The organism is Chroococcidiopsis sp. (genome assembly GCF_051657925.1).
Taxonomy (GTDB): Bacteria; Cyanobacteriota; Cyanobacteriia; order Cyanobacteriales; family Chroococcidiopsidaceae; genus Chroococcidiopsis.
In genome coordinates this window covers 1-21,794 of record NZ_JBOFLP010000078.1, presented here as the reverse complement: position 1 = coordinate 21,794, position 21,794 = coordinate 1, and the positions used below count along the sequence as shown (strand labels likewise).

The window sequence follows — 21,794 nt, the reverse complement described above, 5'->3', positions numbered from 1 at the left end:
TGCTCCTGACTTTGCTGCTTCTTTCATCGCTAGCATGCAATATCGGATATTACGCGATGTCTCTACTGTCGAGATTAATCAGCGTAAAATCCTTGATAACACATATAGGATAGACGTGACGGCTAATCGCACCTCCACTCCTCAGCGCAACGATCTCCTGGTAACTAATACCAGCGCCAAACATCCAAGCCAGCGCAGACATTTTGGACCTTCGGATCGAAATCACCGAAACATGAAAGATCCGGCAACATTGGATCAAGTGCTGGAGACCATCCGTACTGATTTTCCTGTCAAGTAACACTCAAGAGCGATGTTTAATTTCTTCCTCCCCTTTATTGCGTGGGTGTTGTTAGGTCCTCTACCCTTGCTTTTGGGCATCTATCTAGTTTGGAGACGTACTTGCATCTTCCGCATTTTAGGCTGGCTCATCTTAGGAGTATGGGCATTCTACTGGCTTAGCTTGACGACACCCTACTATGTAGTTCAGGGAAACAAGCGAGTGCAGGAGTTTGCTTTGGTTCCGCAGTTAGGTTCTGCTCCCTCGGTTATGTGGATGGAGGACCCGCCCCGCTTGCTACTGGTAGCAGATAGCCAGCTTGCTCCTCCAGAAGGTGATAGAGTTTTGAGCATTGACCTAGAAACACGACAAAGCCAGTGGCTACCAAAAGCTTCCGTAGATCTAGATCGTGCAACTAGAGTCGAAGATTTGCCTATGGACTACTCAGAAAAGCGTGGCGAGTTGTATGTCAATTATGCATCTCCATCAAAAGCCGGACCACGAGATGAAGCTAGCTTTGTCGGCTTTATTCAAACGCGTTCGAAGTATTACGTGGGTAATCCTTTGTTGGGTGGCGCTGGTACTTATTGGGAACAGGAAAAATACTACTATCGCTGGAATCAGTTAGTTGTACGGGAATATGACTCAGGTCCAGCAGTAGTGAAACTGAATCAGATACTGTTCAACTCCCTATCTTCTTGGCAGGTTGACACTGGTAGATGGTTGCTAGGAGGAAGATTTCTCGTCCTTGTGACTGGTCATCTCAGTCATCAGCGCGTGCTGTTACTAGGGCCATTTAACACAGCTTCACAAAACACTTTGTCTACAAACAACAAAAGTCAGGAATGAATTATGAAAAGTTACAAACGTATTGGATTACTGCTAGCTTTACCTCTACTAGTCGCCCTCCCAGTTGTCGCCCAGCCTATAGCTCCAACAGAAGAGAAAATCCAGCTTCATTTAATGGCTCAAGCTAATCGAGTTCATACACTAACTCCTTCAGCTCCAATAGTTGAGGAAACTATAGCGATTGATGAGGCTGGGCAAGTAGAACTCATTTTCGGCAGTCCCTCTAAAACCCTCAAAATTGAACTGATCTCCCCCAGCGGTCAACGCTTTTCTAGCGACAACACAAACAGTGCAGGAGTTCGTAGCCTTATTTATCCAGATCCTGCTGACCCAAATACTACAGGTGCCAACTATGTATTCGCACTATCTAAACCTCAAGCAGGCAAGTGGAAATACACTATCCAAGACTCAGCCCCTCTGACAAAATCCCGAACTGTTCTCCTGTCCCTGCTTTCCAGTAGCCCTGTCCGTGCAGGTATGTATGTAGAACCACACAATCGGGTCAATCAAGATATCCGTGTTGCTCTAATGACTATTGACGGGCAAAATATTCTCAAAAATCCCTTGATTAAAGCCACAGTAGCGAACGTTGACGATCCAGCACTTCCACAGAGCGCTGTAAACTTTCATGACGATGGTGCTAATGGCGATGAAGTAGCTGGCGACGGACTTTTTACCGCCTCATTTAAGTCTCAAGTACCTGGTAAATTTCAAGTTTATGCAGATATAGAAGGTACAAGTTCTCAAGGTAGTCCTTTTCAACGAAATGCTTCAACTACTTTCAAAGTGCAAGAGGACAGGGCACATTTTTCACGTTCATTCACAAATCGCGGTATTGACAGCAATGGCGATGGACTGTTTGAGCAAATTGGCGTTTCCCCAACAGTTGAGGTACTCGAAGCTGGTGAATATGAAGTCGCCGTAACGCTAAAAGCCAGTAATGGTGAATCAATTACTTCGAGAACTGTCGTTAACCTCCCAACAGGAACAGCAACTCCAGAGGTGAAATTTGCCTCAAGGGACATCAAGGATTTTCTCAAAGTCAATGGTCCTTATATTGTAAGTCAGGCATTCCTGTGGCGGAGTGATATTGATAAATCTGCGACGCTCGATGAAGTTTTTGATTTAGGCAGTACGGCAGCATACAACATTGCACAGTTACAACGCCAAGCAATTGAATTGTCAGGTGGTGGTACTGCAACTGGAGTAGATACCAACGGTAACGGTAAGTTTGAATATCTCGATGTCACTATACCAGTAGACTTACTAAGTAGCGATTACTACAACTGGGGAGCGCGTTTAGTAGATAAGAATGGCAAACAAATTGACCTAATTGCAGGCAGTGGTTACTTGAGTACAGGTAATTCTAGCGTAACGCTACGATTTAATGGAGCAGCAATCGGCGAGAATGGGATTGATGGTCCTTATTCTGTAGAAGACCTGATTGTTTATGGCGGTGGCAAATCTATAAGGATAGATGATGCTTTAAGTACTCAACATTTCCAAGCCTCTCAATTCGAGGGATTTGCCTTAGCAGATAAAGAGCCACCAAAGCTAAGTGTTAGCGTCACTCCTGATACACTTTGGCCACCAAACCACCAGATGGTTGAGATCAAAGTCAATACTCAAGTAAGTGATAATGTTGACCCGAATCCGACAGTCAAGCTAGAGTCGATTACAAGTAATGAGGGTCAGAATGTTCAGGGTGATGGTAACACCTCAACTGACATTGAAGTTAAGCCTAATGGACAGGTGTTTTTACGAGCCGAACGCTCTGGCACTGGTCAAGGGCGGGTGTACACTTTGACTTACACTGCTCGTGATGCTGCTGGCAATACCACTCAAGCTACTGCACAAGTGCGAGTGCCACGCAATCAAGGCAAATAGATTTACTTGAGAGACTAAAGGACATTAAAGCTTATTCAATAAACAAGCTAAGGCACGCGGTTAAACTAGAACATAAGCTTAGTAATTAATTTAGTTACCTTTACCTTGAGCCTGGGCTTTAGACAAATCTATTCAAAGCCAGCTTTAGCGTAACTAACTGTTACCAAAAACAACTAGCTAAAATGGGGTAATGTTAGGGTCGTTGCTATGAAGTGCCAACGCTCGCTGAAACCCTTGCAACAGTTGAATTATAGCCTCCCTGTACCGCTCTTTGTGGAACCCATTGTCAAAGTTCCTAAATTGGCGCTTAGTCGGAAATTTCCATCCGACTAAGCTTCTGCATTGCAGCGCTAAGTGCATTTTAGAGGTAAGCAATGGTGAAAGTAACGACGAACAAACTTACTCGGAACTTTATTCTAGAAGTTGGCACTTGGTGACACCGACCCTAACACTACCCCAAGTGGCAGCGGAAGATAAAAAACAAAGGAAATAATCGTGTTGCAGCTTAAATGCACATTAGCTTAGTGTGTTGCTTTACTGACTTAGGAATCGGGGGGTATAGACTCTTAGCCCACACTCACTGTATCAGTTTGCCAGAAAGCTAAGGTATACCAGTTGTCAGGAAAGCCCATTGCCTTGGTTGGTATTGAGGAGTATTCTCTCATAAGAGCTTCTAGCTTGCTAGACCAGTGCGAATCTTTGGCAATTGCTTTTAAAAAAACTTCTAGAATAACAGCTTGAGCATAAAATTTCTCATTTTCAGACAGATAATCCTTATAGGATTTGGCGATCTTTGGCTTGATAGTAAATATTCTGTTCCAAAGCCGACAGTGGTGGGCACATAAATTTCTAAGATAAGAAATCACATGAAGCCAAGATTGCATAACTGATTCATCCAAATTAAATCTGCTAGCAATCTTCTTTTTTGCCTCTAAACTTAAGGATTTAAAAATGATTGAAACTGAGCCGAATGATAGGATCTCAAACACCATCCAACTTGGAGGGAAATTGGGTGATTCATATGTCTGGAAATAGTGTTCGATAAAGACTTCTTTTTTTCTCTTTTCTAGCTCTTGTGCTATTGTTCCTAAAATCCCACAGTAGTTGGCTTTGAAGTTTTCTGCCGACATAAACCAGTGGGAACCATACTCTTCACTTAGAGTGTTTGATATAGCTGCTTTGACTGCTACTTCAATTCGCTCAATTGCATCCATGACCAAAAGGCGTAGCTTTCGGTCGAAGATGTATAAATCTAACACAGCATCGAAAGTTGTACCAGCTTTGAAATGGTGATGTAAGTCACTAGCGTCACCATTTTGGAATGGTAAACAATAGGCTGATAGACGATAATATCCGATAAATTCTAGATAGTGTTTTGCTTCTTCTTTGTTACCAATATTCAACCCGCGTGAAGTCAGGAGATTAAGTTGTTCATCCAACTTAAGTGCTGGCTTACTGAAAATTCTTCTAGCTTCAAACACCTGTTACTTAACAAACATTAGAGGTTGCAGTTATAGCATTCCCTAAGATCTGCCTAAAGTAACGGTTTAGCTTCAAAAATTTAAAACCCACCTGGTGCGCTTCCTAGAGAGGCGTGGTGGGTGTTATTACTTTTAAGCATAGCTGCCTCTCGTACCATTGTCAATATATGGTACTTGGCTGCAACTTCGCGTTTTCGTTACTTGCATTTCAGCTCAACCTATAAATTACAGCAAGTCATTGCAATCGTAACTCAGCTATGAAACGGTCTAGAGCTTTAGCAGCGGCTTTGTACCCCGACGCTTGCCTACCTAGTTTCAAGCCTGAAAGAATGCGCTCGCGTACAGCTTCTAGGTCTGGCTGCTGCTCGGTCTGTTGCCTGAGAGCAGAGTTTTCCACTCTCAGGCTTTTGACTCCCCCATCAGTTCTGTCTCCACTACTGTTAGACGCTGCAATACAGTATCTTGCAATAGCTGGGATAACTGTTCTACCTCAGAGGCTAGCTCGTTGACAGTTTCGCTTAACTGACGTTGACTAACAATGTCTTGCACTGTCAGAGGTGGCTGAGCTTCTTGCTGACTCCTGGCGACGGCTAGCCCCATCTCTATCAACTCAACAATCGCTTCGGAGCGATTGCCTTTAGTCTTGGCTGTTGCGTAATCCAGCACAGAGCTGAATATTTCATTGGGGATTCTGAGCGTTACCGATTCAGACAAGCTAGATGAAGGTGTTTTCGCCATGTATTACATTGACTAATATTGTTTCTAGTATCTTCTAGTGTATTGCAGTGTCAGACAGAATTGGCTTCTGAATCGATGCTGCCAGAAGAGGCGCGCTCACACCCACCAAAGACTGCGCTCTTGAGGTACTGTCTAGGTGTAGCCTGTAAATTATCACCTTAATCGCTGTATTGGATGAAGATCGACAGGCACGGCAGAGCCAAAATACTCACCCCAATTGAAATCCAGTTGCTATTTAACTCTGGGCTACAAAACAGCCGAGATCGCGCCCTGTTTGGCATCTGCCTGTATACTGCCTGTAGGATTCAGGAAGCCTGCACCTTGAGGCGAAAAGATGTCTTCGACGAAAAAAGAAGAGTACGTAGTGAATTAATCATTCGCAAAGCCAATACCAAAGGTAAGTTGGCAACGCGCACGATTTGGGTGGGTGAGGAACTGCGGAGTTTGTTAATTGACTACAACCCCCCATCCTACCAATGGTTTTTGTTCCCTGGTCGTCACGGCAAAGGACACATTAACCCAGATTCCGCTGCTCGTATACTGCGAGAAGCCTGTCAACGAGTTGGCATAGAAGGGGCTAGTACCCATTCATTCCGGCGCACCGCCTTAACGATAATGAGCGACGCTAGAATCCCGTTGCGAGTCATACAGGAAGTATCGGGACACCGGACGCTGGACGAATTACAAAAATACTTAGAGGTACGCCCAGAGCAAGTCAGGGGAGCGATCGCGTCTTTATCTATGTTATCCCTAGTCGGGAAAACGAAGATTACTGACGTGAACTTATTAGAAGAAATTCTTGAAGGGCTCTTAACAGCGAACCAATGGAAGAATTGCGTCAAATCTATCAGCACTCGACACAAGAGTGAAGTTAGGGACACGAGCTAGAGCGCCAAATTGATTTGTCTATTGAGCGCAATTGAATTGGCAAGCGGTAGAGCGCTCTGGTTGAATAGGTTATGGAAACTCAGCTTTACCTAACCCATTGCGCCCGCCCGTAATGACACAATCAAGCACGTCACCATCTAACCTAGTTTTAAAGTGCGCCACCCCACTCACACTGCAACCCGCTGCGGTCTATCTATCTAGTTTAACTCCTGGCTCGCGGCGAACTATGGGTAAGGCGCTTGGGGCGATCGCTCGACTGTTGACCAACGGACAGTGCGACGCGCTGACTTTGGACTGGGCTGCTCTAAAATATCAACACACGGCGGCGCTCCGAGCCGTGTTGATGGAACGGTATGCACCAGCCACCGCTAATCGAATGCTCTGTGCCTTGCGACGCACTTTGAAAGAAGCCCAGCGGTTGGGGTTGATGAGTGCCGATGATTATGCTCGTGCGGCGGATATTCCCAACGTGCGGGGCGATTCCCCGCAAAGAGGACGAATCTTAAAAACCAGTGAAATTGCAGCTCTCCTAAAAGTTTGCCAGAATGACCCCACGCCTGCTGGTGCTAAAGATGCGGCAGTCATTGCGATTTTAAGTGGCTCTGGATTGCGGCGCTCAGAGCTTGTGGCTCTAGAATTGCTTGACTTCAACCCCGAAACGGGTGCGTTGATTGTCCGCAAGGGCAAGGGAAGTAAATCTCGCACAGTCTACCTGCCAAAGGGCGCTGTCGCTGCGGTTTCTGACTGGCTCAAAGTCAGAGGCGACGCACAGGGCGCTCTGATTTGTCCGATTAGGCGCGGCGGTCATATCGAGCTGCGGAAGATGACCGACCAGGCGGTAATGACGATGCTGCAAAGACGGGCAAAACAAGCTCTAGTCGCTGCTTTTTCTCCTCACGATTTCCGGCGCACCTTCATTAGTAATTTATTAGCTGCTGGTGCTGATGTTATAACTACCAGCCGTCTTGCCGGACACGCCGATCCAGCCACTACCCAAAAATACGATCTGCGGGGGGAGGAAGCCAAGCAGCAAGCCGTCCAGCTATTGCATATTCCTTACGATACGTAAAAAGTTTCTCGCGGTGAAGAAGGCAGTTTTGACTAAGAAAAATTGCTAGTTTGATAGCAGGCTAGCAAAAAATTATCACCTATTGTCACCGCTTTTGAATAGCTGAATGTCTTTAGGAGTAAGGTTTGAGGTCTTGAACCGACAAGTGTTCATGTTGCATCAGTTTGATAGTTTGCTATCAAGCTATCGGTGGCTTCCCGTATTTGCGAAACAGGTCATTAACGGCTTCAATCAGCAGATCGTGAGCAGACACCCCTTTATCGGTAGCTAGGTGTTTGAGTTGTTTCCATGCCCCTTCATCTAAACGCAATGTCTGTCCTTTGCGCTTTGGGGATTGTTCTGGCTCTTCTGTGGGTGAAAGCCCCGCCCTCACGGGCGATACTGCTCCCTTGTTTAGTGTCAGGTCTGCTAGGCTAGGTGGTTTTTTCGCCATGCTCGCTTACTCTCCTAATAGTTGTTGTATCCATTGCCAGCTTCCAAGAATTTCTGCTGCTGCTTTTCCTTCTGCCTCAATCTCTTTTGCGACTCGACCATCAATCAAGGCGCGACTCAAGGCAATTCGATTCAGGATAGCTACAGGACAGATGGGTAAACCATAGCCAGCCAGGGCGGTTCTAGCTTCTTCGGTCACTCCTGAGCGAGCCGGAGCCTGGTTAAGAACAACCACTGCTGGTTTGCCAATCCCCCGTAGCAATTCCACCGTGCCACCAATAGCTTCCAAGTCCAACACCGAAGGTCGTGTGGGAATAACCACTAGGTCTGAAACCCGCGCTGCACGAACTGCCTTGGTGTCAATGTCAGGTGGAGTGTCGATGAACACTAGGTCTATGCCATCAGCACGGCAAGCCTCTATGTGTTCTTCAATCGTCCCTGGTTGGGACTGAATCAACAGTGGGGTTTGGGCTGGGCGTTTGGCAAACCATGACGAACACGATCCCTGCACGTCCATGTCTGCCAAAACAACTCGCCGACCAGCTTGCTCTGCCTCGACAGCCCAGTGTAGGCTCAGGGTTGATTTTCCTGACCCCCCTTTACGGGACAACAGGCTGACTACTTTCATTTACTATTTTGATATTTTGATAGCAAGATAGCTCAGTTATCTCACCCGCGTTCCAGATGTGTCAAGAAGCGATTCCACGTTATTTCAAAGGAGCGCGATCGCCTGATGGGGGTAATGATAGCAAAATATCTTGATAGTTTGATAGCAAATAATCGTGCCGAATCGATCGTTCCGGCGCGATTCGGGGAGTTAAAACAAGAGCGCCGCTCCAAGGGGTAATGGCGGCTCACAACAGCGAAAGCCACTATTGCTTCAATTACCCAGAGCTAGCGAATTCTTGGGAATTAGCCGCTTTACCTACTACAGGCGGCTGCACAAAAACTAAAGTAGTTTACAGGAGTGGCAACTACTAGGAGAATTGCATGAGCCAACAGAGTGCCGAACGAGTTCCGAAGCAAATGCAAGCCAAATTTGAGGAAATCGTCAGCCTCACCGATACCTTTTGCCAAAAGCATCTCAACGAAGAATATGCCCAACTGTGCCGAAAACTGGCAGCAGCGTTGAGTCGGAAACGTCCTTCACCCTTAGCGAAAGGCAAGGTTAACACTTGGGCTTGCGGTATCGTCCATGCACTAGGCATGGTGAATTTTCTGTTTGACCCAAGCCAAACACCCCACATGAGTGCGAGTGAAATTTACCAGCAGTTTGGGGTGAGCCAGAGTACAGGCTCAGCCAAGTCCAAGCAGGTGCGAGACGCGATGGATATGTACCAAATGGACCCAAAGTGGTGTGTCCCAAGTAACATAGACAAAAATCCCCTAGCCTGGATGGTCTCAATCAATGGCTTGATTGTGGATGTCCGTAATGCCCCGCGTGAATTCCAACAAGAGGCATTCCGCCAAGGTTTAATTCCTTATCTGCCAGAAGAGAAACAAAAGTAAGGAACAGAAACTTATTGCCAATACCCTGCATGGTTGCAAGCGCCAAATCACCGCCTAGAAAAAAATATCAGTCATAGACGAACTCTCCCAAGCCATGTTGTCAGAATTGATGACTGGATAATCGACAACTCTACCATTATTCAAAAAGGAGTATTAACCGATGCAACTAGAAGATTACTTCAACTTTCTCGCACCCAATGACATTCGACTCGCTGGCTCCCGCATCGGGATTGAAACCATTTTGTACGAGTACATCTATCGCGCTCGGACTCCAGAAGAAATCGCCCAAACTTATCCTTCCATTACATTAGAACAAGTCTACGCCACAATTCTCTATTACCTGCATAACAAAGAAACTGTTAGCAAGTACATTGCTGATTGGTTAGAGTATTGCCTGAAATCAGAGCGAGAGCAGGATGAAAATCCGCCTGCCTTTGTAGTCAGACTTCGCCAGTTAAAAGCAGAGCGAGGAGCAGCCACACAGGTTTTAAATGAGCATTAATTATTTACTGGATGAAAACTTACCTCCCCTGTATAAAGTGCAGCTTCTCCGTCGCCAAAGCGATCTAATCGTTTGGATGATTGGAGAGCCTGGAGTTCCCCCTACAGGCACATTAGATCCAGAAATTCTGTTGTGGTGTGAGATCAACAACTTTATTTTGGTCACAAATAACCGCAGTTCCATGCCCGTACATTTGGCAGAGCATCTAGCCCAAGGACACCATATCCCAGGAATTTTCGTCCTGCGTCCAAGAGCAGAAATCGGGCAAGTCCTTGATGACTTAATTCTAATTGCTTTGGCAGGAAATGAAAATGAATATCAAGACCGAATTGTTCATATCCCTCTGAGTTAATTGGGGTGGATATAGCGAAAACTCTATTGGCGAATTCAAAACCGAGTCAAATGAGCATGGCTTACTCCCCGTTCTGGGCTTCACAAAGAATATTCCAACAGCGTTATTGCAAATCAGTGAAAACAGTCAAATTTAGAAAGTTTATTTCTCTCTAATGCTTTGAAAGTAGAACAAGCTAAAGTCGCTTTATTGGGAAAAACAAAAATATGAAAAATCAAAAGGATGAAAAATCAGATTGAATAAATGTTGAATAGACATAATTTTATGTCTATTTAAGTCGAACAATGATAAAATTTAACTGCTGCTATGATAGACTATACTAATTCTAAAAATAACCTAACCAAATTTATCCTGAATCTTCGTAATTCAGAAAAATTTGCTCCGATTAATCATACTAATATCAGTGCGGAAATTGACACAAATTTATTTGTTGACAGGGAACAACTGATAGAGGCGTTACGGGCTGGCTTCTTAGAAGGCATTAAGGAAATAGCTAGAGAGACGGCTATTAGATTGATTAAAGATACATGGGTCCAGCCTGTTCGAGCTGGAGATGAAGCCTATGTAGAAGAAATCGCCGCACAGATAGTAGAGAGCTTTGCGGCTGATTTAGAACAAAACACAGCTTTGGAAAGTATAGCTGACAATGTGCTTTCGTCAGCAATACCAGTTACAGAACCACAGCTCCATTCCATAGTTCCTATCCCCTCATCAGCCGTAATGTTTTCCAGCATTGAAGCTTATATAAGGAAAGACTTATGGCAAAAGAATGAGAACGGCATAGCCTATTTGCAGCATAGAGCTAAAGGGAACCCCAACAATTACATTGAGCATTACATCTCTAGCCCAGGCGATATTACCATGCTTCCCTTGGATGAAGCTCAACAAATTATTGATAAGTTTGGTTTTACAACTGCCAAGCTCCACCTGATTTTTGCTGCCCATGCTATGAAACAGGAGAAACCTTGGGAAAGTAAATTTAACCTAAAAGCAAGCGATATCATCCAGGAATTTGGCTGGGATAAAAATCACAAAAAACCAAAATCAGAAAAGCTGCTAGAGATTGCTACCACAGCCTTTGCCCTTGATTGTCTGTTAGTCAAGGCTGTTTGGGTGGAGGGGAGGAACAAAAAAGGACAAATTATAGGTAGCGCTCCTGTAGGAAGAATGTGGAACGTCCAGATTAAACCTATCGGTCAGTTTAATTTTGAAGGGAAGATAGACAATCCTGATGAAGTTTACATCACAATACAGCCAGGATTGTGGACTCAAGATTTTTTGAACCGAGCTGGAGCCAAATCGCGGGAAGCTTTATATCAGTTTGGCTACTTAGCCCAGCAAGTTTTAAAAATCGATCCTTACCATGATGAACTCGCGCTAAGGCTGGCTATATATCTAACATTGGATAGTCGGGTTCGCCTTGATGGAAAGTACAAAGTACGGGAGCTATTAGAAATTACATTCCCCAAATCGGTTATAGATAACGCTCGGTTAGACCGCCGCAAAGCCTATGACCTAAAGCAGCGTTGGGATAATGCAATGAAGCTACTGCTCAAGCTGGGCTGGCAGATCGCGTTTGACTCAGAAACCTACCCCGAAGGGCTAAGACCAGAATCCAAGGATAAGAAGCCTAAAGGCTACCTAGACAATCTGCTGGATGCGAAGTTAACTATCAAGCCCCCCACTCCTATCCCTGAACTCATAGCATCCAAGGTAAAACCTAAGGTAGAACCATTACAGTCCAAAGCAAAGCTGAAGCCAGCTCCTAGCACCGCCTTGACTAGCAGCCAAGTTAGAGAAGCACGTATTGCAAAAGGGTGGACTCAGGCTAAGCTGGCTGGTGTTCTTGGCGTGTCTCAAAACCTGATCTCCCTTGTTGAACGGGGTGAACGCACCGTCAATCCAGAACTAGCCGCCCAGATCCGAAATCTTCTGGATATCCAAGATTGAGTATTGCTACTTAACAGTTCCAAACTACCAGCCGATTATTACCCGTGGTTGGCTGGTTTTCTGTTTTAGCTTTGTTTTAAAAAAAATAACTCAAAAAATTAGCTTGAAATCATTACCATACATAAGTTTGAGCTTTAAAACAAAACCATCCACATCCCCCGACAAAACCATCCACATCCCCCGACAAAACCATCCACATCCCCCGACAATCCATTTTTGAAACCCTGACTACATAAGAGTTTTAGCTTTTTAAAACAGCTCGGAGTAATAGATAAATAGATCAACTTTCCAACGCGGGCTTGGCGGATTTGGCATTATCAAGTGATGCCATTCACATTCCGCCCACTAAAGAGAAATTGCCCCGTCTGCTCTGGCGCTCGACGTGACTGCCAAGAAAACACCCACACGGGGCTAATTCACTGCCGCCACGATGTCACCGTTGCACCTGGCTACGTTTTTGATGTGCATGGGGGCATCATTGGCTGGCAGACCCGCTTTGACGATGCCCAAGAGAACAAGTACAAGTGGCTGTCTAGCCGTTCTGGAAGCCAACTCAACAGTCCGAAGAGGAGGTCGGCACAGTGAAGCTGCCTCCGAGAAAGAAAAAAATCTTCCCCCCAGTCTTCCCCACCGACCCAGTAGGGGCAGAGTTTTGCAAGTGGTTTTGGTCCAATAGCAGGGGTTGGAATTTCATCAGAAGTAACTTACCAGCGCCAGGAGAGAAAACCCGCTGGACAACTCAGCCCTACCCAATCCAACCATTGGAACTGTGGCAGCGGCACGCTGACCCCCTAGAACTGCTAGGAGTTGGTTTCAAGAAATTTACGCGCTACTTGGTAATAGACATAGACCTCCGCAGCAAGTATCACCCGCTCAACGACGAAGCAAAGTATGCCGAAATACTGGCAACTCTGCGCTCGATTGGGTTGAATAGCCCCGTCGTCATCCGTTCCAGTTGGAGCGAGGGGTTGCACATCTACTACCCACTACCCAAAGCCATCTCCAGTTTTGGTGTCGCTTGTGCGGTCAAATGGACGCTGTTTGACAAAGGCATTCTGCTAGGAGACGGTCAGCTGGAAACCTTCCCCAATACCAAAAGCTTTGGCTCGGATGGTAACTTCGTTCAATATAAGTGCCATCGGCTACCGCTACAGCCAGAATCAGGCTCGTACCTGCTAGACGCAATGCTAGAGCCATACTCTGATAGTGTTGAGGATCTGCTGGGTGAATTCAACACCGCCGCCGCACAACAAAACCTAAAACTATTAACTCCAGTTATAGGGCGAAGTTGGTCTCGCCAAGCCGTGTCAAGCGGGTTTGGCAGTAGTGGTAGAGTAGAGACTTGGCGACGGCATCTAGAGCGGAGGATCGGCACGGGCTGGACAGCTTTTTCACAAACCAACGGCTTAATCAAGGACATCGCCACCTACGGGCGAGTATTCCAGAGGCTGTCGGGCTTTGATCTGATTGACTACACGGTGCAGACAGCAAAGAACGCCCCTGGATACGAGCAGTTTTGCCGCCACCAGCAGGAAATTCACCGCCGAGTCTCTGACTGGAGCCGATGCGTGGAGGCGTATTACTGGCCCATAGGGTCAGAGCCTTGCCGCTATGGAACCTACGCTCTCCATTTCCACCAGGAACTAGCTAACGATTGCCCACCAGCCGAGAACAACATAGTTAGCTTCAACGCCACCAAGAGCGCCGAAGCACAAAAGCGCATTACTGTTGCAGTAGCACACCTAGAGTCGTCGGGCAATCTACCCGCAGCTGCCACAGCTAGGAGTTCTGCCATTATTGCCGCATCCAAGCACCTGACGGGAATCGGCATCAGTCAAACCACACTGCATAAGCCTAAATACCTAGCACTGTGGCATCCCGACCACTACCACCTACAAGCCCAAAAGTGTGTAATAGATTGCTCTGAGCCGATTCCAGCCGCTCTATCGGCTCAATCCTACCCGATTCTTCCCGACCCTTGGGACGAGCAGCCTGAGCCACAAACCTTACCACAGCAAGCTTTGCCCGATAATTACACACTCCTCCCCTTAATGAAGGGTTTTTGTATCCTGTGCTTGCCACAGGCAAAAGAAGATCCCCAACCCCATTCCCCTGAGTCAGAAGCTAATTCTAAAAACTCTTTAAATTCTTCAAACTCTTTCCCAACCGAACCAGATAGCTGCTCTGATAAGAATTACAAATCCCCCACATCCGGCGGCGCAGCGTCAAAATTGCATAAATCAGACTTATCAATTGACGCATCTGGCATCGTGGATGTTACCGCCATTGTCCCACCAGAGCAGCAGCAAGAGCAATCTACCTCAAGGCAATATTTCAGGGGAGATGTGCCGCCAGCTGTGCCTGTGTCCAACAAGAGTAAGAGTCCCCCAGTTGCTCCAGCTACCCCAAAAATCCCAACAGCACCCGATCCTGAAGTCACTCGCCGCCTAACCCGAATTTGGCTGGCTGCAATTAGCTACGCCAAAAAAGCAGCCCAAGAGCAGTCCCTAATTGAGGGAAGAAGATTCAGCCCCCAGGAGCGATCGCGCCGAGAAACCATTGCCAAGATGCGTTTCCTTTGGGAGTCGGGCGAACCAATGCTGATGGACGAGGTACTAGCTTGGGCTAGAGCCAATCCAGACCTACTACCAGGGGTCAAGCCGGACTAACACTACCCAATGCTACCCAATGGGTATGCAGCTGGGTACCCATTGGGTAGCGTTGGGTACTCAAGTCTTACCAAGAGTGCCAATCACGGAGCTGCCCTTAAACAGCGTAGGCTCGCGCGTCAAATCCGCTTGCCCAACTACTGTCACACCACTCTACAGCGACCACCAAGTTAAACCAACTTGTTTTCAGTCAATCTAGCAGTGAATTTAAATGGCTTCAATGTTTTACCACATAAACACAAATGGCATTAACAGTAGTTAGTTATGCTTTTCCCATGCGTTCAACATTAATACCACATGGTTTGTGACTTGAAAAGCTTGTTTAACCTATGCTCAACCAATGCGATTAAAAGCCATACCACGTTGTCTCTGACTGGGTAAACATTTATAACTATGCTTTGAAGATGCCATCAACAGTTAACCCACATTGGTTATACATGGAATAGCAGTAGGAGCAATGTATGGAAGATTCTGAAAAAAAGAGCGTACAAGTCACCACCTATTTACCAAAGGAAGTACGCTTAGCAACTCAAAAAATGGATGGATGACAACTACCAGCGCTCAGTCTCATCTGCCGTATCGCTGATAGTAGAACATTTCCTGAAAAAAGACGGACGACCCCTCGGAGACACCGATATAGCCCCCAGAGTAGCCGCCCTAGAATCCGCAAACCTACCACCCAGACTAGAGCAGCTAGAAATTCAGATGCAGCAGTTAAGAGAAGCCCTCATCGCCGCTGGAGCCAGAAGCCTAGCAACAGGAGTAGAAGAGCATTTGGCAGAAAACACCAGTATTAGTAGCGGACAATTCACCTACACAGTTAAAGAAGCCAGAGAGGGGTTGAGTAAAACAGAGATCATGCGCCGCTTGGACATATCCCCAACCACATTGAAGCGGCAGGCAGAAGCAGAAAGGATGACAGAAGAAAAATACTTAAACCTTGATAACCCAATGGCAGTTGGGGACAGGAGAGCGCCCGAAATATTTCCCACCAACCCAAACATCCTCACCTTCTGCATGACTCTAACTGCCCTTGAATACGCGCTCACGGCAGTCGCGCTCAAGAGCGAATTTATCAGCCCTAAAGCCTGTCACAGCATGGCTTTGAGCCGTGTTTTTTCGCTCCAATTGGAGCGACAGGTGCTGCGACGATTAGGAGCCGACTTAGCCCCGAATAGGGGCGTAGTGGTGAGGGATGGTGTGGAAGGTCGCCTTCCACAATCGATTTAGGCTTGAACCGGAAAACAGGTGGTGGTGAAGTAACGATGGGAAGACGATGGGACGACGATTTGACGACGATGGGACGACTTTGTTATGCACTCGCTCTTGTCTTTTCGGTCTCAAGCAGTGCATGAACGGCGATGAGACGACGATGAGACGACGATGAGACGACGATTTGACGACGATGAAACGATAACCAATGTCATTCGCTTTAACTATCTGTTTTTATGTAGCAAGAGCTGCCACTAACTTCCCCTAGTTTTTCCCTAGTAATTCCCTACCTTGCCCCAAGTAGAGTCAATGAAGGTTGGCTCATTCCTAATAAAGAGGGAATTTTCTCAAGAATCTGAGTGAAGTGCCACCAACTTTCCCTAGAAATTCCCTAGAAATTCCCTGAATAGATCGTGCGCGTGCTACAGTCGCATTGGTAGGAATAATGGTTAATGAAGACTTTTGCTCTTTAAAGGTGCAACTGCAACGAGCGTCCACTCACTTCCCACCCAACACCCTTGATGCGCGAACGAGAAAAGCGCGTGAGATCGATAGAGCAATAATGCTAATCGCTAACCATCTGCTTTCTACTCTTAACAACTACCAACAGCTACCAATTGGTACCGCGCATGGTACTAACTTGGTAACGCTTGGTAGTAGTCGTGGTTTTTGACCCAAAAAGACAATTGGGGTAATAGCGGGGATGATTGGGGTAATAGCGGGTAGCATTGAGGTAATTGTGGGTAGCATTGAGGTAATTGTGGGTATGATTGCCCCAATATTGGGGTAATAGTGGGGCGTTCCGATCAATTCCCAATGGGGTCGTTGGGGTAATTACGGGGATGATTGGGGTAATAGTGGGTATGATTGCCCCAATATTGGGGATAATTGGGGTAATTCGCGCTTTTGCGGAGATTCCAACGGGCGGATTCAATAGTTTTCTCCCCACAGCAAAAGCGCGTTGGTAGATTTATTTATTCGCGTCTCGTCACCGAATTTTATTCATCTTCATCCGATTCATCAGTGTCAGGCAGCGAAGACATCCCCATATAACTCACTTCAAGATCGATGTTGAAACTCAACGAGTCTTTAATCGTCCCATCAGCGCCTTCTCCATAAGTTTTTTCGAGTAACTCGACCAGCTCTTGAACCTGCTCAAACTCGTGAAACTCTTCCACCGCTCCATAAGCTGCCACCAAGTAGAAAGCGCGGAGAGCTTTCAAGATCATGTGACGGCGCTTAATTGGTTTAAAGCTTTGCAGATAACGAAATAAAATTCCATCAGGACTATCAGTATTAGGACGATACCGAAAAGTAAAATCAACGAAGTCTTTGTCGCTCATCTCAACTGCCAAACAAATTAGTATTTATACTCAAGAAAACTCGCCAAAATAACGCCACTCTAAACCAATAAAAGTGGCTAACAATGCCAGAAAATTGTAAAAATGTGGCAGTTTTTTCGACAAGTGGGGTCAAAAAACTCTGACTGAGATTTTTCTTCCTCAAACAAAAACTAGTGACCAACTATCCCTCGCCACTTTATAGCAAAATAATGGCATACCTTGCCACTAAAATGAAATAATCTGGCAGTTTTTTTGAAGTCATTTCGCCCCATAGCACCTCTCGTCCCCGTCATCGACCACCACATCACGTCCCCTAATTCCCCCTCTGACCCCGTTCCCGCAGTCCATCCCTAACCCCCACCGACCCGCGCACACCACATCCCCTCTGTTTCCCACAGCACCCCACCACCGCAGGACTCTCCGTTACCCCCGAAGATTTGGTCAGGAGCAAGCTATGCCGCCGTAGCAACAACTACTTCGTCCCCGTGCTATTCTAGGGTCGGCGGCAGCTTGCCAGAAGGGGTTCCCCCCCTCTGGACTCCCCCAAGCTCGTTGTTGCCGACAGCCAAGGAGATGAATTGTAGGATGCATAGATTTGGCAAGCTGTCGTCACCGCTGCGCTACAACTCGCCCCATTTGAATTGGAGGGAATTCCCGCGTGAGCAAACCAAAACCAAAGCGGACTCGGATGGTACGCATCCGATTCACCGAAGATGAATACGCGGCAGTGAGTCAAAAAGCGATCGCCAGCTCGCTAACTTTGAGTGAATTGGTGCGACGCGCTGCTCTAGAAAAACCGCTACCCCAACCCAAAAGTGAAATCGAGATCGCCACTTACGAGCAGCTGGCGAAGTTGGGCAATAACGTCAACCAATTAGCCAAAGCAGCTAACACGGCTGTGAAAATGGGAGATTCGCCACCAGTGACGGTGGAACATTGGCAAAAGGTTTACCAAACCATTAAGCAGTTGGGACTGGAGATCGTCGGTGATCGGTAACATTTCTAAAGGGCGAGGATTTAGGGGCTGCTTGAGCTACCTGTTGGACAAGGAGCAGGCAGAACTAATTGGCGGGAATATGCTGGGAGAAAATGCACGGGAGTTGGCAGCAGAATTCAAACTCTCGCGACAACTCAATCCCGACATCAAGCAACCAGTATTCCACGCCAGCTTATCCTTGCCCAAGCTAGAAGATTATGCCGAACACGTAGACTCAGAGCGCTGGAATTCTATTGCTGCCGATTACCTCCAGCAAATGGGATTTACCCGCAATCAATATATAGTAGTGCGTCACTTCGACCGCGACCACGACCACATTCATATCGTCGCTGCTAGGGTCAAGCTGGACGGGACAGTTGTGGATGACAGTTGGGACTATCTCTTGAGTCAAGATATTATCCGCTCCTTGGAACAGCAATACAACCTAACTCCAGTGTTGAGCAGTTGGGAAGTGCAGCGACGGGGAATAACTAAGGGGCAGTACGAGCAGCAGCGAAGAGAAGTAGAAGCAGGTAGCTCCTCACCCCCCAGTGTCAAACAACAGATTCAAGACATTGCCGAGCGGGTACTACCCACCTGTACCACGCCGGAGCAATTCATCGAGAAGATGCAGGCAGCCTCTGTGCAGATCCAAACTCGCACCAAACGGGATGGCAGCATTAGCGGCATTTCCTACCAATACACCGTGGATGGTACTACTGTTGCCACCCCAGGTAACAAATTAGGGACTGACTATAGCTGGAATGGTATCAATCGGCGCATCAAGGAACTAGCGCCCCAACTAGGTGATGCCGAACTATTGGCAGCAGAGAAGAAAGTAGCGGCATACTTCGCCAAGAAGCCAACTCATCCCAACGAGCAAGAGCTGCAACAGCTCCAACTGGGTGAGCGGAAATTAGCGGCTAAGTATGACGATTTATTCCAACAAACTCTTGAGAAACTGGACGAGATAGAAAATGCTTCTTGGTTTACACGATTGTTACCCAAATACAGTGCTGACACTGCCCAATTGGAAATAATATCAGCCCAAAAGGATAAAGTTTATTCTGACTGGATGGCAATGGGGAGAAGAGTTGAAGAATGGCACAGCCAACGGGAGGAATACCGCCGCTGGCAGTCATCCCCTGCAACGAAGGAAATGGAGCAGTTGAGAGATTACCTCAACACTCCCCAAGTCCAAACTAGGTTAGAGCATATAAAAGAAGAACAGCGCTTTGAACGGGAACGACAGCAGGAAGGTAGAGAAATCTCTATTGCCGTGCAGCAGTTGTTTAGGCTTAATGGCATTCAACCACAACCGGACGGTTCCTTAATTCTTGAAGGGAATCGTTGGAGACTTAAACAAATAGGTAACACCGTCAGCGTGAGCGTGAAAGCGGATAACCGTGAAATTCTCAGGGTGGAAGGGAATAAAACTGTCGTGTTTAACCCCACTCCAGAAGAAAGAGATAGAATGCGCTCCTTACGGTCAAAGGTGAAAGAGCAACTGCAACAGGATATGCGGCAACGGTCAGCCGAAAGAAGGCAGAGTCGGGGATTTAGCCTGTAGTAAGGGCTTGATAATTTCCTACGAGAGCGTCGCTCTGGTCGCTTGGATAAGCCTTGCGGTGTGGGATACGCAATTTGGGGAAGGCGACTCATAAATTGCGCTCGCAACGCAGTATCTTCACCCTAAAAGCTTTCTCACAGCCTCTGGCGCTGCTTTAGATTCTCTTTAGAAATCAGCTCTTAGTGTTAAGTTTTTATATTACCTCTGCATTTAATTGAAAAATTCATCAATTATTTTCTTCCTCCGTATATTTAATGTGTCTCTGTTTCAGTACAATCCCTCTTGGATTACTAACAAAACCAAGGCTAGCTTGGTTTTGTAGTTTGATTTTCTGACTATTTCAAATCTGTGTGCCAACAGCAACTTTTCTTGGCTCCGAGCTGAATTTGCTTTGAGAGCGCTATACATCAAAGCCACCTTTATTCCCTGCTCTCGTTCCCTGGCGAGAGCCAGGGAACGAAGAGTAGACAAGATATGTGGCAAGCAATTAGTAATCAAGGTATGGCTTCTTGGCATTCATAGTCTATCAACTTTACTACACTCCTCTTTTACACCGCTGAAATATTCAATCGCAAGCTTTCATTTTTGAATTTAAAAGCCTGCAACAATGCTCTTTTTATCTCTCACCAATCTGAAAGATAGGAGCAATCTAACCTATGACTTCATGGAGCAACTTAATGTCAATTAAATACTGGCTACCCCTTGTAGCCTTCCTTTGCTTGCAAACACCAGCGCTTGCTGAACGTTATGGTTCAGCACCGTTTGATCCATCGCCTGAAGATGATGAACATTTCATGGTAGATAAGGCTCCTGGTAACTTGGATACTGGCTGCACCTATCGTGACGGTAGTCCTTTGAGATTCAAAGTCAAGATTAACCGATATGTTGGACCGACCGAAGATAACGGTACCTTGAAAAACATCGGTCAACTGATCGAGCGAGGAGTCATTTCCGAATACGCTGAGCTGAAGATGCCAAACTATGATGTTGACTCCAGTGCCCGAATCAACCCTGAGACAGACCTAGTATATTTCAACGGTACTCCAATCGGCAAGCTAACTGGTGTTAATAATGCTTGGGAGACGAATAGCTTTAAAATACCTACCAGATTAATAAAGTTTCCTGCTAGGCGAGGTTCAAATGGAGCTGACAATTCTGAAGTCTCCGCACCCGATCCCGCAGAAAACGAAATTCGGATTGACATTGACACGACTGAGGGCGGTTGGTGCGCTGCGATTGACTGGGCGCAGATTCAGTTCAAAGCTATGGCTCCTTTGTTGTTAATTCACGGCACTGGCGCAAACCCAAAGGCAGCTTGGGAAGAGCTACCTGGTGTTACCAATTACTTAACGGGTTTAGGTATTCCTTTTGAACACAAGATTCAGCTTGGTCCTAACGCTCGGATATTTGAAGGGAAGAATCGCCAAGGTGAGATTGAAAATGGTAATGCTGAAGCTTTAGTACAGCACATCCGCAACAATGCCGCAAGTTTTGGTGTCCAAAAGGTGCATCTTGTAGCTCATAGCAAGGGTGGTTTGGATAGTCGTGGCTACCTCAGTAGATACCTTCCTCCAGATGTGGACAGAGTGCTGTCCCTTCACACGTTGTCTACACCACATCAAGGCTCAATTCTTGCTAATCTCTCGGTGGCACAACGGGAAAAAGCTGTATTAGCAACATTTGTAACAGACAACGAAGATGTTAGAAATTTTCTTGACGGAGATTTATTGTTTACCGGAATTACTGCCATAACTGGATTTGGTCCTCAGCGACCTGCTCTTGACGACCTACGGGTTGAAGCTATGACAGCTTTCAATAGAAGCAATACTTTTCCTTCCAGAGTCAAGCTATATACTTACAGTGCTGACGCGGATCTGGACGACGGATGTATGAACTTAAACCAGCAGTGTCAGATTACTGCTGCCGAGGCACGACCAGCTGTTCCCAATTTTGCTCCTGACTTTGCTGCTTCTTTCATCGCTAGCATGCAATATCGGATATTACGCGATGTCTCTACTGTCGAGATTAATCAGCGTAAAATCCTTGATAACACATATAGGATAGACGTGACGGCTAATCGCACCTCCACT

General features: G+C 46.4%; 22 protein-coding genes. 15 read left to right on the top strand and 7 right to left on the bottom strand.

Annotated elements, in window-relative coordinates; translation table 11 throughout:
- The 3 genes from ACRC32_RS06065 to ACRC32_RS06055 form a co-directional block, all read left to right on the top strand.
- The coding region (locus tag ACRC32_RS06065) for a hypothetical protein (protein ID WP_438553147.1) at positions 1-298 on the top strand (298 nt) is incomplete at its 5' end.
- A gap of 12 nt (positions 299-310) precedes the next feature.
- On the top strand, positions 311-1,126 hold the full coding sequence (locus tag ACRC32_RS06060) for a hypothetical protein (RefSeq protein WP_438553146.1): 816 nt from the start codon (positions 311-313) through the stop codon (positions 1,124-1,126).
- A gap of 3 nt (positions 1,127-1,129) precedes the next feature.
- Positions 1,130-3,013 (top strand): choice-of-anchor X domain-containing protein, encoded by a 1,884-nt coding sequence (locus ACRC32_RS06055; RefSeq protein WP_438553145.1) that lies wholly within the window; start codon positions 1,130-1,132, stop codon positions 3,011-3,013.
- A 566-nt stretch (positions 3,014-3,579) separates the two neighbouring features.
- On the opposite strand, the gene ACRC32_RS06050 is transcribed toward ACRC32_RS06055, so the two are convergent.
- The 3 genes from ACRC32_RS06050 to ACRC32_RS06040 form a co-directional block, all read right to left on the bottom strand.
- Complete coding sequence (locus ACRC32_RS06050; RefSeq protein WP_438553144.1) at positions 3,580-4,494, bottom strand: Abi family protein; 915 nt, start codon at positions 4,492-4,494, stop codon at positions 3,580-3,582.
- Positions 4,495-4,729: 235 nt separating this feature from the next.
- Positions 4,730-4,891 (bottom strand): hypothetical protein, encoded by a 162-nt coding sequence (locus ACRC32_RS06045; protein ID WP_438553143.1) that lies wholly within the window; start codon positions 4,889-4,891, stop codon positions 4,730-4,732.
- A gap of 2 nt (positions 4,892-4,893) precedes the next feature.
- Positions 4,894-5,160 carry a hypothetical protein gene (locus tag ACRC32_RS06040; RefSeq protein WP_438553142.1) on the bottom strand — a complete coding sequence of 89 codons (267 nt, stop codon included), beginning with the start codon at positions 5,158-5,160 and terminating at the stop codon, positions 4,894-4,896.
- Positions 5,161-5,406: 246 nt separating this feature from the next.
- On the opposite strand from ACRC32_RS06040, the gene ACRC32_RS06035 reads away from it, so the two are divergent.
- Both ACRC32_RS06035 and ACRC32_RS06030 read left to right on the top strand, forming a co-directional pair.
- Entirely contained in the window at positions 5,407-6,120 is a 714-nt protein-coding gene (locus ACRC32_RS06035) for a tyrosine-type recombinase/integrase (RefSeq protein ID WP_438553141.1), read from the top strand.
- A 112-nt stretch (positions 6,121-6,232) separates the two neighbouring features.
- On the top strand, positions 6,233-7,189 hold the full coding sequence (locus tag ACRC32_RS06030; RefSeq protein WP_438553140.1) for a tyrosine-type recombinase/integrase: 957 nt from the start codon (positions 6,233-6,235) through the stop codon (positions 7,187-7,189).
- 178 nt (positions 7,190-7,367) lie between these two features.
- Here the strand turns inward: ACRC32_RS06030 and ACRC32_RS06025 are convergent, their stop codons facing one another.
- From ACRC32_RS06025 to ACRC32_RS06015, 3 genes are read right to left on the bottom strand one after another with little or no spacing between them, the layout of a single operon-like run.
- Positions 7,368-7,622, bottom strand: a complete 255-nt coding sequence (locus ACRC32_RS06025; RefSeq protein ID WP_438553139.1) for a ribbon-helix-helix domain-containing protein — start codon at positions 7,620-7,622, stop codon at positions 7,368-7,370.
- A 6-nt stretch (positions 7,623-7,628) separates the two neighbouring features.
- On the bottom strand, positions 7,629-8,249 hold the full coding sequence (locus tag ACRC32_RS06020; RefSeq protein WP_438553138.1) for an AAA family ATPase: 621 nt from the start codon (positions 8,247-8,249) through the stop codon (positions 7,629-7,631).
- Between the two features lie 41 nt (positions 8,250-8,290).
- On the bottom strand, positions 8,291-8,494 hold the full coding sequence (locus ACRC32_RS06015; RefSeq protein WP_438553137.1) for a hypothetical protein: 204 nt from the start codon (positions 8,492-8,494) through the stop codon (positions 8,291-8,293).
- Positions 8,495-8,611: 117 nt separating this feature from the next.
- On the opposite strand from ACRC32_RS06015, the gene ACRC32_RS06010 reads away from it, so the two are divergent.
- From ACRC32_RS06010 to ACRC32_RS05980, 7 genes are all read left to right on the top strand, one after another.
- Complete coding sequence (locus tag ACRC32_RS06010) at positions 8,612-9,130, top strand: DUF6398 domain-containing protein (RefSeq protein WP_438553136.1); 519 nt, start codon at positions 8,612-8,614, stop codon at positions 9,128-9,130.
- Between the two features lie 160 nt (positions 9,131-9,290).
- Positions 9,291-9,632 carry a DUF433 domain-containing protein gene (locus ACRC32_RS06005; RefSeq protein ID WP_438553135.1) on the top strand — a complete coding sequence of 114 codons (342 nt, stop codon included), beginning with the start codon at positions 9,291-9,293 and terminating at the stop codon, positions 9,630-9,632.
- On the top strand, positions 9,622-9,984 hold the full coding sequence (locus ACRC32_RS06000; protein WP_039718893.1) for a DUF5615 family PIN-like protein: 363 nt from the start codon (positions 9,622-9,624) through the stop codon (positions 9,982-9,984). Before ACRC32_RS06005 ends, ACRC32_RS06000 begins: the two co-directional genes overlap by 11 nt.
- Positions 9,985-10,290: 306 nt before the next feature.
- Positions 10,291-11,934, top strand: coding sequence for a helix-turn-helix domain-containing protein (locus ACRC32_RS05995; RefSeq protein ID WP_438553134.1), 1,644 nt, complete (start codon positions 10,291-10,293; stop codon positions 11,932-11,934).
- 321 nt (positions 11,935-12,255) lie between these two features.
- A complete protein-coding gene (locus tag ACRC32_RS05990; RefSeq protein ID WP_438553133.1) occupies positions 12,256-12,519 on the top strand; it encodes a hypothetical protein in 264 nt (87 codons plus the stop codon).
- Positions 12,516-14,603, top strand: a complete 2,088-nt coding sequence (locus ACRC32_RS05985; RefSeq protein WP_438553132.1) for a hypothetical protein — start codon at positions 12,516-12,518, stop codon at positions 14,601-14,603. The genes ACRC32_RS05990 and ACRC32_RS05985 overlap by 4 nt, the downstream gene beginning before the upstream one ends.
- 540 nt (positions 14,604-15,143) lie before the next feature.
- Positions 15,144-15,833 (top strand): hypothetical protein, encoded by a 690-nt coding sequence (locus ACRC32_RS05980; protein WP_438553131.1) that lies wholly within the window; start codon positions 15,144-15,146, stop codon positions 15,831-15,833.
- Between the two features lie 980 nt (positions 15,834-16,813).
- Here the strand turns inward: ACRC32_RS05980 and ACRC32_RS05975 are convergent.
- Positions 16,814-17,158 carry a hypothetical protein gene (locus ACRC32_RS05975; RefSeq protein ID WP_438553130.1) on the bottom strand — a complete coding sequence of 115 codons (345 nt, stop codon included), beginning with the start codon at positions 17,156-17,158 and terminating at the stop codon, positions 16,814-16,816.
- 658 nt (positions 17,159-17,816) lie between these two features.
- Between ACRC32_RS05975 and ACRC32_RS05970 the strand changes: the two genes are divergently transcribed.
- From ACRC32_RS05970 to ACRC32_RS05960, 3 genes are all read left to right on the top strand, one after another.
- The gene (locus tag ACRC32_RS05970; protein WP_438553129.1) at positions 17,817-18,155 is read left to right on the top strand and encodes a plasmid mobilization protein; all 339 of its coding nucleotides are present in this window, start codon (positions 17,817-17,819) and stop codon (positions 18,153-18,155) included.
- Between the two features lie 31 nt (positions 18,156-18,186).
- Positions 18,187-19,704 (top strand): relaxase/mobilization nuclease domain-containing protein, encoded by a 1,518-nt coding sequence (locus ACRC32_RS05965; protein ID WP_438553128.1) that lies wholly within the window; start codon positions 18,187-18,189, stop codon positions 19,702-19,704.
- A 677-nt stretch (positions 19,705-20,381) separates the two neighbouring features.
- A partial coding sequence (locus tag ACRC32_RS05960; RefSeq protein WP_438553127.1) for an esterase/lipase family protein occupies positions 20,382-21,794 on the top strand: 1,413 nt, incomplete at its 3' end.